Here is a 12,296-nt window from a genome sequence, read left to right as displayed (position 1 = left end):
TTTGATAATAATAGTTGGCTTTTGAGTTTAAGTAAGATAATTAGATTTAATGATTATATAAAGGAAAAGTATGATATAGATTGTTATATTAATAAAATAGCACCATCTAAAGTGAATTTTACAAATTTATTGATAGCTTTATATAATGATGAAAATATAATTAGACAGACTGTAGAAAAAATATTGCCATATGAAGGACAAGTTATTAATAATAAATATATGAATGATGAATGTTGGAATAGAGGCTTTGTAATAAACTTACTTAAATCAGAAGAGTTTAGTAATAATAAAGAGAATTTTATAGATGATTTTAATATTGTGTATTTTCAAGATTTAATAGATTTAAATGAGGAATTTATGAAAAGGTGGCATGATTACAACGATGATAATAGTAATTTAGATATAAAAAAATTGAAATTACTTAATAGAGTTAATTTTGATTCAAAGGCAAGTTAATAAGTTTGTAACAATTGAAATTGCTATGTAAAAACTTCCAGGTATTATATAATTAAATAATATATGGAGGTTTTTTATTTATGAGAAAATTAATAATGGTAAATGAATATAATGATATATCGAAAGAAGTAAGTAGTTCGGGACTTGGATTATATTTGTGTAAAGAGCTTGCAAAAGAGAATGAAGGTAGTTTATCATATAGATTTAAAGAGAATAAGATAATTTTTAAATTAAGTTTGAGGTAAAAGATATGAGCCAATACAGAAGAGAAGATTTAATAGAAGCGCTACAAGTAGTAGATTCAACAATTAAAAATTGTGAAAAAATGCAGCCTAAATTTGAAGAAGGTACATCACAACATACACTTCTTAAGAATAGGATAAAAGCTTTATATATTTCTAAATTATTAATAGAAAATCAAAATGTTATGGATAAGTATACAAAAGAAGAACTTATAGAAGCAATACGCCCAGTATCTTCGATTATTAGTAAATGTGAAAAAGCGCAAATAAAATTCGCAGAAGGTACTGCTCATCATGCACGACTTAAGAAGATAATAAGTTCAATGTATATATCTAAGTCATTAATAACAGATGAAATTAATAAATAACTATCTAAAAGGACCAAGTTTGGTCCTTTTTAGTTTGCTAAAAACCATATTTATAAAAGCATATTTAAGTATAGAGATTAGTATTTATTTTACGATATTCTGAAGGAGTAACCCCATATAAACTTTTGAATTTTTTATAAAAGAAATTAAGATTATTATATCCTATCTCTGAAGAAATCTCTTCTATAGTAATATCTGTATTTTTAAGTAATGAACAGGCCTTTTTTAGTTTATGTTCCTGTATTATATCTTTATATGATTTTCCGGTAGTTTTCTTAATTAATGAACTTAGGTAATTGGGATGAAAGTGGAAATGATCTGCTGTAGATGTTAGTGTAGCTGTAGAGTAGTTATTTTCTATATATTCTAATATATCCGCTATGCTATGAGTACAATCTTTTTTATTTGTTATTGCTAGTTCGTTAGTTTGATTTTGATACACTTTTAATAATTCAGAAAAAATTAAAATTATATAGCAGTTTATGATTTCGTTAGAGCAAATTGAGTTTTCATAGTATTCACACATTAAGTCTTGCATAAATCTCATTAGTTTATAATTATTCCCTGAATGAAATACTATATAATTATTATGGCTTTTACTTTGATAAATAGCATTAACTAAAAAGTTAGAAATTAAGTTGTTTGAAGATAATCTGGAGAAGAAAGAAGTATCGAAGTAATCCTTTCTCATTAGACAGTTAATTATTATATCATTCTTACTTGCTGCTTCAATGGAATGAATAACATTTGTATCTAATAAACACACTTCACCTGTTTTCAGTTCTATAGTTGATCCATTTATTGTTTGAGTGCATGAGCCGCTATATACATATATAAGTTCAATAAAATTATGTTTATGATCTGGAACTCTAATATATCTGTGATGTTTACTTATAGTAACGTTTTCATCAGGTAGCAAAACCATATTATCGTTTAATATTAATAAATTATTTTCAATTTTGTAGTGAAGAATTGGGTCTAAGATAGTAATTATTTCTTTATAGGTTAAGGTATTTTTATTAAAAAGGCTTAGTGAATTTAATATATGTTTTTCAGAAGTTGTATTCATTTTTAATATGTTTTCCAATTCAGAATAATCCATAAAAATACCTCCAATAGAAATAAGTTAAGAAAAAATCTTAATTAATATTATATCAGAATATTGAAAAAATTCAAATAAATGTTAAAAAGTGACAGTGTGTACTTTGTTTTTGTCATTAAACTTTTAACTTTAAAAGCCTAAAATATAATTATCCGATAAATGTTAATTTAGAAATAAAGAAAACTTTTAACAATAAGTAAACGTTTAAAGTAGGAAAATTATAAGGATAAAAATAAAGGAGCTTGAGGGGGTTTATTTATGGCAAGTTACATACTCGAGTTGAAGGATGTAGTTAAAACATTCGGAGGAGTTATTGCATTGAATGGTGCACAATTTCAGTTAAAAAAAGGTGAGGTTCATGCTTTGATGGGAGAAAATGGAGCGGGGAAATCAACTTTTATAAAAGTAATTACAGGGGTTCATAAACCGGATAGCGGAACTATTTTATTAGATAACAAAGAAGTAGCTTTTAAATCTACAGTGGATTCAGAAAAACTAGGAATTGCAGCTATCTATCAACATGTAACAGCATTTCCAGATTTATCTGTTACTGAAAATATATTTATGGGGAGAGAGATAACTACTAAGTTTCATACTTATGATTGGAAAGCTATGAGAAAGCGTGCAAAGGAAATTATAGCACCACTTAGTGATAAGATAGATGTTTCTAAGCCTATGAATACTTTAAGTGTAGCTCAACAACAATTAGTTGAAATTGCAAAAGCTTTATCGAGAGAGGCAAGAATTTTGATAATGGATGAACCTACCGCATCACTTACCAAATATGAGTGTGAAGAATTATATAAGATAGTAGATAGATTAAGAGATCAAGGAGTTTCAATTATATTTATAACTCATAAATTTGAAGATATGTATCGTGTAGCTACTAGAGTTACAGTACTACGTGATTCTAAGTATATAGGTTCATGGGATGTTGATAAAATAGCTAACCATGACCTTATAACAGCTATGGTGGGTAGGGAACTAGATCAAATGTATCCAAATAAAACATCAAAAGTTGGAGATGTAGTTTTAGAAGTTAAGGATATATCTAAAGAAGGATATTATAAAAACGTATCTTTCAATGCAAAGAAAGGTGAAATATTAGCTTTAACAGGGTTAGTTGGAGCAGGACGTACAGAAGTATGTCAAAGTCTATTTGGAATACTTGCACCAGATAGTGGTGAAATATTATTAGATAAGAAATCTATAAAGATTAAAAGTCCAATTGATGCCTTAAAGCTTGGAATTGGATTACTTCCAGAAGATAGGCAAGTACAAGGGCTTATAAATGAGCTTCCTATATATCAAAATGTTACTTCACCAGTTTTAAAGAATTTTGTTAAAAAAGGTGTAGTTGCTGTTGACGATGAGATGAATAAATCTATTGAACTTTGTGAGAAGATTCAATTGAAAGCTAAAGATATTGAAGCTACTCCAGCATCTTTATCAGGAGGGAATCAGCAAAAAGTAGTTTTCGCTAAATTATTAAATTGTGATTTAAAGGTATTAATTCTAGATGAACCTACAAAAGGAATAGATGTAGGAGCGAAATACTCAATATATGAAATTATGAATGAATTAGCAAGTAATGGGTACACAATAATTATGGTTTCTTCAGAAATGCCAGAAGTATTAGGTATGGCTGATCGTATTGTTGTCATGAGTTCTGGTAGGGTGACAGATAGTTTTAGTATTAAAGAAGCTACTCAAGAGAGAATTTTAGAAGCGTCTTTAAAGAAGCAAACTTCTGAAGTTAAGGGGGAGTAATAGATGGCGGAAAATAAAGAAAGCATATTAAAAAGAATAACTCAGTATAGAAATTTTGGACTTTTAGTTGGTATGGTTATTTTAATAGTTTTAGGTTTAATAATAACACCAGCGATGTTTAAAGTGGATTCAATAATTTCAATGCTTAGAAATAACTCTATATACGCGATATTATCAATAGGAATGATGTTTGTTTTACTTACTGGAGGTATAGATTTATCAGTGGGTTCTATTCTTGCTTTAACTGGAGTAATAACATCATTACTAATGAGTAATAATCCAGGTGTTCCAGCAATCGTATGGGTATTAGTATCACTTATAATTGGAGCTTTATGTGGATTTGTAAATGGATTTTTAATAGGAAAATTAAATATGATTCCTATGATAAGTACACTTGGAACTATGTATGCATTTAGAGGTTTAGCATTTTTAGTAAGTGGAGGAAATTGGTTATTCCCTCATCTATTTACCTCAGGATACACATGGTATGCAGAAGGAAACTTCTTAGGAATTTATAATATAACGTGGATTGCAATTATCCTTTTTGCTTTAGCAGCTATATTTTTAGCTATAACAAGGCCAGGAAGGAGAATATATGCAATTGGTACAAGCTCTGAGTCTTCAAAAATTTCTGGTATTAATGAAGGTAATGTGAAGATATTAGCATATACGCTTTGTGGAACATTGTCAGGCCTTGCTGGAATGTTATATACAGCAAACCATGCTATTAGTTTTTACGGTATGGCAGAAGGTTTTGAAATGCAGGCTATAGCAATTTGTATATTAGGTGGAGTAAGTATAGTTGGAGGAAAGGGACGTATAGACGGTGTTGTAATAAGTACAGTAATGATGGGTTTTATATCATATTTTATCAGCTTACTTCCAGGCTTAAGTGTATGGCAAGATGCAATACAAGGTGGAATTATTATAATTGCAGTTGCAATTAATATTATAACTTTAAAGATGGCAGATAAGAGAGCATTAAAAGAGAGAGGAGCTTTGATATAATGGAGAACAAAAACGTAGAAGTACGAGATTTAAGAGTAAAAGAAAAGTTTAACCTAAAGAAGTTCCTTGTAAGATGGGAAATGATATTACTTTATATTCTTATCTTAATAAATGTTGTATTAATGATATCAAAGCCAAATTTGTATTTTGCAGCAGGAACTATTCCGTCAATAATACAATCAGGTATGGATTTGTCATTTATGGTTTTAGGTATGATTTTTATATTAATGCTTGGAGATATAGATGTATCAGTAGCGTCAATAATGATATTAAGTTCTATGGTTATGGGACTAATGATGGATGCAGGGATTAACTCAGTTATAGCAGTTGTTTGTGGGATTATAGCCGGTGGGCTATGTGGTTTATTTAATGGAATTTTAGTAGCTAAGGTTAAGATGCCAGCAGTAATAGTAACAATAGCCACAATGTCTTTGTTTAGAGGGATTGTAAAAATTGTATTAGATGTTAACGTTCTTAAGAATTTTCCACCAATATTTAAGACATTGTCGTGGCAAAATCTTTTTGGGTTTGTACCATTATCATTGATTTGTTTCTTAATATTTGCAGCTATATTTGCTGTAGTATTACACAGAAGCAAATTTGGTAGAGAGTTATATATGATAGGAAATAATAAGGTAGCTAGTGAGTACTCAGGAATAAATGTTGAGAGAGTAAAGATTATGGCTTTTGTAATAATGGGAATTATGGCAGCTGTATCTGCAATATTTTTTGTTGGTCGTATGGGCGGTGGTGTCAGCTCTACAATGGGTAAAGGATATGAATTAGAAGTTATAGCAATAGCTGTACTAGGGGGAATATCTACTAGTGGAGGAAAAGGTAAAGTATATGGACCTGTTATAGCAACATTAATCATGGCTTTCCTTTCTTATACTTTAGGATTGCTAGGAGTAGATGCTAATACAAGAAAGATTGTTACAGGAGTTATCTTAATAATTGCTGTACTTATACCTAATATTAATAAGCAATTTTTTGCGAATATGAAAGCAAGCTTTGCTTCAAAGAGAAATAAATAATATGAATTATTGTAGCAATTGCTACTATAAATAAATTTAAAATTAGTGGAGGGGAAAATAAATGAAAAAAATATTATCTGTATTACTAGCTGCTACAGTTGCAGTTAGTACATTAGTTGGGTGCGGTTCATCAGGTGATTCTGGTTCATCAAGTTCTTCAGGAAGCATGGAAGGAAAACATGTATTCATGTTTAAGAGTACAGGTAACTCTTTTGGAGATTTAATGGCTGAAGGTTTCCAAGAGTATATTAAAGCTCAAGGAGAAGAGGCTGTGTATAAGAGTCCGGCAGAAACTACTGTTGCGGCACAAGTTAAGTTAATAGATGAATTAATAACTCAAAAAATTGCATCATTAACAATATCAACAAATGGGGATACTGGATATGATGAAGTTCTAGCTAAAGCAGAAGCTGCTGGAATAAAAGTTGTATCTGTTGACTCAAAGTTAGATCCATCTCTACGTTTAACACATATTGACCCAACATCACAAGAAGGTATAGGTTCATCATTAGTTCAAGCTGCTACATTAATAGCTCTTGGTATAGATTATCCAAAAGATGGTGATATGGAAAAGGCTACAAAGGATGCTCTTTCAAGTTATTCTGGAGATGAAATAAAATTGGGTGTTTTATCAGCTTCTATTGATACACCAGTTCAAAATGGTTGGATTGCAAAGATGGAAGAAGAATTAGCTAAACCTATGTATAAGGGTAAAGTTAATCCTGAATTAACTAAAAAATATGGTAATGATGACCCAACAGTTAGTACAACTCAAGCTAATGCATTTATAGCTGAAAATAATGTTGACGTTATAATATCACCTACAACTGTCGGTATGGCTGCAGCTGGTCAAGCATTAAAGTCTAATCCAAATTGTAAGATTAAATTAACAGGTCTTGGATTACCGAGTGAAATGCAAACATTTATGCCAACAAAAGAATCAGATAATGCTTTTGATTTTGTATGTCCATATATGATGTTATGGGATGTTATAGACCTTGGTCGTGTAGGTGCTGCTGCAACATGGGCTGCTTACAAAGATGGATATGATGGTTCTGTAGGAAGTACATTTGAAATGGATGCAATTGGTGAATACCCAGCAAGAACTATGGAAACAATTAAACACACTGATGATGATGGATCTTTAATTATAGTAGGAAATCCATACGTATTCAGCAAAGAAAATATGGCTAATTGGATAGATAAATTGTAAACCTCAATATCTTTTAATTAAATTTTAAGACGTCACTGAAACCAAATAGGTGACGTCTTACATTAAAAAATTCCTGAAAGAATTTTAAATTTATTTAGTTTATTAGTAGTATTGGAGTGAAATTATGAGCAAGGTTAGAAGATGTTTCAAAATGAAACTTTATAAAGGATATGAAGAAGAATATGAAAAAAGGCATAATAATTTATGGCCAGAGATGAAAGAAATGATACATGAATATGGTGGAAGTAATTATTCAATATATTTAGATACGGAGACAAACTACCTATATGGTTACATAGAGGTTGATGATTTAGATAGATGGAACGAAAGTGCAAAAACTGAGATATGTAAAAAGTGGTGGGATTACATGTCTGATATTATGGAGACTAATCCTGACAATAGTCCAGTATGTGTAGATCTAAAACCAGTATTTTTTTTAGAATAAGATAAATATTGAAAAGGGTGTGTAAAGCTATGGAATATTTTTTAGCTGTAGATATTGGAGCTTCCAGTGGAAGACATATCTTAGGGTATATAGAAGATAGCAAAATTAAGCTAGAAGAGATTTATAGATTTGAGAATGGGATAAAAAAAGTAGATGGAGAATATTGTTGGGATATCAAGCATGTATTTAATGAAATAAAAAATGGGATGAAGAAATGTAAAAAATTAAACAAGATTCCTAAAAGTATGGGAATAGATACTTGGGGAGTTGACTTTATATTGCTTAATGAAAATGATGAAGTTTTAGGAAACACAGTATCTTATAGAGATAGAAGAACAGAAGGTATGATTGAAGAATTATCAAAGGTTATTTCTAAAGATAAACTATATTTCCATACAGGGATTCAATTTAATAGAATAAATACAATTTATCAACTTTTTGCTCTAAAAAGAAATAATCCAGAGCTTTTAGAAAAATCAAAGGCTTTTTTAATGATTCCTGATTATTTAAACTTTTTACTTACAGGGAAAAAGGTAAATGAGTATACTGATGCTTCAACAACTCAGTTAATAAACTCCTTTGATAAGACATGGGATGAAGAAATATTAAGAGAATTAGAAATACCTAGTGAAATTTTTCAAGAGATATCTATGCCCAAAACTAAGCTTGGTGGATTAAGAAAAGAATTAAAAGATGAATTAGGATTTGATTTAGAAGTAATATTGCCTGCAACTCATGACACAGGTTCAGCCTTTATATCATCTGTATGTAATGACTCAGATAGTATTTATTTAAGCTCCGGAACTTGGTCATTAATAGGTGTTGAAAATAGGTTTCCAATATGTGTACCACAATCAATGGAATATAATTTTACAAATGAAGGTGGAATAGATTATAGATTTAGATTTTTAAAAAACATAATGGGGCTTTGGATTATACAAGAGGTTAAGAGAAACTATGATAATAAATACTCATTTGCTGAATTAGTAAATGAGGCAAGAAAGGCAAGCTATTTAGAATCTATTATAGATGTTGATGACGATAGATTTCTAAATCCTGACAATATGGTTTGTGAAATACAAAATTACTGCAAAGAAAATAAGTTAAGAGTACCTGAAAGTGTTGGAGAAGTGGCATTTTGCGCTTTTAACAGTTTAGCACATAGCTATAAAAAAGCTGTAGATGACCTTGAAGTGATTTTTGAAAAAGAGTTTAAGAGAATAAATATATTTGGTGGAGGTTGCCAAAATCATCTTCTTAATGAGCTTGTAGCTAATGTTACAGGTAAAGAGGTATTAGCAGGCCCTATTGAAGCAACTGCTATAGGTAATATAGTTGCACAACTTTTAAGCTATGGAGAGCTAAATACTTTAGAGGAAGCTAGAGATACTATTAGAAATTCATTTGATATAAAAAAATTTAATTTAGAATTAGTAGGAGGGAGAGTATGAATATAAAAGAAAAATATGAACTATCAAGCAGATATGAGACAGCTAAAAAGGATTATGAAAAATGGGGAATAGATGTAGACAAAGCTTTAGATATATTAAAGGATATAAAAATATCTATTCATTGTTGGCAAGGTGATGATGTTACAGGTTTTGAAGCTAATAATCAAGAGTTATCTGGAGGAATAGCTGCTACTGGAAATTATCCAGGAAAGGCTAGAAATGCAGAAGAATTAAGAAAAGATCTAGATAAGGCTTTAAGTTTGATTCCAGGTAAACATAAAGTGAATTTACATGCTATTTATGCAGAAACAGATGGGAAATTTGTTGATAGAGATGAATTAAAACCTGAGCATTTTGCTAATTGGGTTAAATGGGCGAAAGAGAATGGTCTAGGATTAGATTTTAATCCAACAATATTTTCTCATGAAAAGGCTGCTGATAATTTAACATTATCTAGTCCTAATAAAGAAATAAGAGATTTCTGGATAAGACATGCTATAGCATCAAGAAAGATTGGAGAATACTTTGGAAAAGAACTAGGACAAACATGTTTAACTAATCTTTGGATTCCAGATGGATATAAGGATATTCCAGCTGATAGATTAGGGCCTAGAAAGAGGCTTAAAGATTCATTAGAGGAGATATTTAGTGTTGAAATAGATAAAAAATATAACTTAGATGCTGTAGAATCAAAAGTATTTGGAATAGGTGCTGAAAGTTATACTGTTGGTTCAAGTGAGTTTTATATTAATTTTGTTAATAAAAATAACTTAGTACCATTATTAGATACAGGACATTATCATCCAACAGAGGTAGTATCAGATAAATTATCTGCTATGACATTGTTTAATGATAAAGTAGCTTTACATGTAAGTAGGCCTGTAAGGTGGGATAGCGATCACGTTGTTATTTTTGATGATGAGCTTAAAGAAATTGCAAAGGAAATAGTAAGAAATGATTCATTAGATAAAATTATTATAGGACTAGATTATTTTGATGCAAGTATAAATAGAATAGCTGCATGGACAATAGGATCTAGAAATATGATAAAAGCATTATTATCAGCCTTACTAATTCCAAATGATTATTTAAGAAAGCTACAAGATGATGGTAATTTCACAGAAAGGTTAGCTTTAATGGAAGAGTTTAAGACATATCCATTAGGGGATATATGGAATTACTACTGTGCAAAAAATAATGTTCCAGTAGGGGAAGAGTGGATAAAAGAAGTTAAAAAATATGAAGAAGAAGTTTTAAATAACAGAAAGTAGTACGGTTCTGTTAGTGAAATCCTGATATATAAAACTTACTTAGGTACTAACTCTAAATACTAGAGTATAATGTGCCTGTGTAAGCATTACATATTAAGAATGCTAGCTAACAGAACTTTTTCTTAATGAATAATATTATATGAATTATTTTGATTCTGAAGTTTTTGACGCTTTACGTTCTTGAGTTTTCATTTCTCTTTCTAATACAAAGGTCATAATAATTCTTATTATAAACACTACAGCAAGGATAACTAGTTCTTCCTTGCTTCTTATTATTACTGTCTTTAAAATTTCAGCTGAAAGCTTGAAGTCTAATGATGTGACCATAACATCTGCAAATTCATATTTTATTTTATAATCTTTTTTTGATACCTTTCCTTTAAAATAGTTTATGAAAGCGGTAAAAGTACCTAGAGTTAGTATAATAATTCCCATCAATTCGAAAAGATGAATTAAAATTGGGAGATATTTATCAAATAATTCTTCTAGCATAAAAACACCTCAAAATAAAGTTATATTTTAATTTGCCCTAATTAACATAAAAGTATTAGAATATATTCTGCATAATTTTATGAGTAGTATATATAAATGTGGATTTTATATGGAATATGATGGTATATTAATGTTGGAGAAAATTTGGACAAATAGTAAAAATACAATTTTAAGGGTGGAGAAATGGGTATGAAAATAGATAGTATAATATTTGACCTTGATGGAACTTTATGGAATTCATGTTCTAGTATTTTAGAAATTTGGAATAAGATATTATCAAATAACTATTCTGAACTAAATAGAGTTATTACTATTGAGGAAATTAATGGTGTAATGGGATTAACTTCAGAAAAAATAGTAGAAAAATTATTGCCGAATGTTGATAAAGAATTAGGAATGAAAATATTTGATGAATGTGCAGCTGCTGAATGTGATTACTTAAGAATAAATGGTGGAAAATTATATGATAAAGTAGAAGAGGTACTTGATGAACTAAATAAAAAGTATAAGTTATTTATTGTTAGTAACTGTCAATGCGGGTATGTTGAGGCTTTCTTAGAAGCTCATAAATTAGAAAAGTATTTTATAGATTTTGAAAACTACGAAAGAACTGGATTACCTAAAGGTGATAACATAAAGTTAGTTATTGAGAGAAATAATTTACAAAATCCTATATATGTTGGCGACACAGAAGGGGATTACAATGCAACAAAGGAATGTAATATACCTTTTGTTTATGCGAAGTATGGATTTGGCAATGTTGAAGACGCTGAATTAGTAATTGAAAGCTTTGAAGCACTAAAAAATATAGTAGAAAAATAAAATAATATTATTATAGATTAAGAAAGCTAAGCAAATGCATAGCTTCTTTTTATTTTCCAAAAGGTTATTAAGGTATAAAATAAAAAAATTAAACTATAATAAAGGGCTCTATTTTGAATGAATGTAGATATTTAGAATAAAAAATGAACAAGTATAAATTTGTCCACTTTTAACTCACAGTATATTAATATATTATTCTTTAAACTTTTTATAAATAGCTTCCCTGTCATTTTTATTCTCATAATATTCTTCAAAGTACCCACAATCACAACATATGTATTTTGTTGATATAGCATTTTTAAAGGCATTTATACATATGGCATTATTGTACCTTGATTCTTCACCTACTTTTACTATTTTACTAGAATGGCATTTTATACATGTATTATTTCTCATAAAGTACCCTCTCTTTTTATTAATATTATTAAAGAATTTATATTTTTATTATAGATCCTTTATATGAATATGCAAAGAAAATCTCATCTGATTCTACAATAGAATTAACAGAGACTATTCCAATCAATACTTAATTAAAACAAGACTAATAAAAAGGTACCTAAACTTAAAATATTAATTGTATCTAATGATGTGTGAGAAATAAAAGATTAATTTAAGGAAATTC

General features: G+C 29.2%; 14 protein-coding genes. 11 read left to right on the top strand and 3 right to left on the bottom strand.

Features of this window, described 5'->3' with window-relative positions:
- The 3 genes from H8S20_RS11185 to H8S20_RS11175 all read left to right on the top strand — a co-directional run.
- Positions 1–456, top strand: a 456-nt coding sequence (locus tag H8S20_RS11185; protein WP_207725309.1) for a hypothetical protein, incomplete at its 5' end; no start/stop codon positions are given.
- Positions 457–536: 80 nt separating this feature from the next.
- On the top strand, positions 537–701 hold the full coding sequence (locus H8S20_RS11180) for an ATP-binding protein (protein WP_186860155.1): 165 nt from the start codon (positions 537–539) through the stop codon (positions 699–701).
- Positions 702–706: 5 nt separating this feature from the next.
- The gene (locus H8S20_RS11175; protein ID WP_186860154.1) at positions 707–1,066 is read left to right on the top strand and encodes a hypothetical protein; all 360 of its coding nucleotides are present in this window, start codon (positions 707–709) and stop codon (positions 1,064–1,066) included.
- 64 nt (positions 1,067–1,130) lie between these two features.
- On the opposite strand, the gene H8S20_RS11170 is transcribed toward H8S20_RS11175, so the two are convergent.
- The gene (locus H8S20_RS11170; protein ID WP_032117875.1) at positions 1,131–2,168 is read right to left on the bottom strand and encodes an AraC family transcriptional regulator; all 1,038 of its coding nucleotides are present in this window, start codon (positions 2,166–2,168) and stop codon (positions 1,131–1,133) included.
- A gap of 258 nt (positions 2,169–2,426) precedes the next feature.
- Between H8S20_RS11170 and H8S20_RS11165 the strand changes: the two genes are divergently transcribed.
- The 7 genes from H8S20_RS11165 (at position 2,427) to rhaA (ending at position 10,360) form a co-directional block, all read left to right on the top strand.
- Complete coding sequence (locus tag H8S20_RS11165) at positions 2,427–3,938, top strand: sugar ABC transporter ATP-binding protein (protein ID WP_032117876.1); 1,512 nt, start codon at positions 2,427–2,429, stop codon at positions 3,936–3,938.
- Positions 3,939–3,941: 3 nt separating this feature from the next.
- Entirely contained in the window at positions 3,942–4,946 is a 1,005-nt protein-coding gene (locus H8S20_RS11160; RefSeq protein ID WP_186860153.1) for an ABC transporter permease, read from the top strand.
- Complete coding sequence (locus H8S20_RS11155; RefSeq protein WP_042281342.1) at positions 4,946–5,980, top strand: ABC transporter permease; 1,035 nt, start codon at positions 4,946–4,948, stop codon at positions 5,978–5,980. The genes H8S20_RS11160 and H8S20_RS11155 overlap by 1 nt, the downstream gene beginning before the upstream one ends.
- A 61-nt stretch (positions 5,981–6,041) precedes the next feature.
- On the top strand, positions 6,042–7,193 hold the full coding sequence (locus tag H8S20_RS11150) for a substrate-binding domain-containing protein (protein ID WP_032117878.1): 1,152 nt from the start codon (positions 6,042–6,044) through the stop codon (positions 7,191–7,193).
- Between the two features lie 124 nt (positions 7,194–7,317).
- Positions 7,318–7,638, top strand: a complete 321-nt coding sequence (gene rhaM / locus H8S20_RS11145; protein WP_186860152.1) for an L-rhamnose mutarotase — start codon at positions 7,318–7,320, stop codon at positions 7,636–7,638.
- Between the two features lie 29 nt (positions 7,639–7,667).
- Positions 7,668–9,089 (top strand): rhamnulokinase, encoded by a 1,422-nt coding sequence (gene rhaB, locus H8S20_RS11140; RefSeq protein ID WP_186860151.1) that lies wholly within the window; start codon positions 7,668–7,670, stop codon positions 9,087–9,089.
- A complete protein-coding gene (rhaA, locus tag H8S20_RS11135; RefSeq protein ID WP_186860150.1) occupies positions 9,086–10,360 on the top strand; it encodes an L-rhamnose isomerase in 1,275 nt (424 codons plus the stop codon). The genes rhaB and rhaA overlap by 4 nt, the downstream gene beginning before the upstream one ends.
- A 144-nt stretch (positions 10,361–10,504) precedes the next feature.
- Here the strand turns inward: rhaA and H8S20_RS11130 are convergent, their stop codons facing one another.
- A complete protein-coding gene (locus tag H8S20_RS11130) occupies positions 10,505–10,852 on the bottom strand; it encodes a DUF1622 domain-containing protein (RefSeq protein WP_032117882.1) in 348 nt (115 codons plus the stop codon).
- 189 nt (positions 10,853–11,041) lie between these two features.
- On the opposite strand from H8S20_RS11130, the gene H8S20_RS11125 reads away from it, so the two are divergent.
- Positions 11,042–11,674, top strand: coding sequence for an HAD family hydrolase (locus tag H8S20_RS11125; protein WP_186860149.1), 633 nt, complete (start codon positions 11,042–11,044; stop codon positions 11,672–11,674).
- A gap of 192 nt (positions 11,675–11,866) precedes the next feature.
- On the opposite strand, the gene H8S20_RS11120 is transcribed toward H8S20_RS11125, so the two are convergent.
- Positions 11,867–12,070 carry a hypothetical protein gene (locus tag H8S20_RS11120; protein WP_186860148.1) on the bottom strand — a complete coding sequence of 68 codons (204 nt, stop codon included), beginning with the start codon at positions 12,068–12,070 and terminating at the stop codon, positions 11,867–11,869.
- Positions 12,071–12,296: the final 226 nt, after the last annotated feature.

It is taken from the genome of Clostridium hominis, assembly GCF_014287825.1.
Classification (GTDB): Bacteria; Bacillota; Clostridia; order Clostridiales; family Clostridiaceae; genus Clostridium; species Clostridium hominis.
This window is presented reverse-complemented; position numbering and strand designations above follow the sequence as displayed.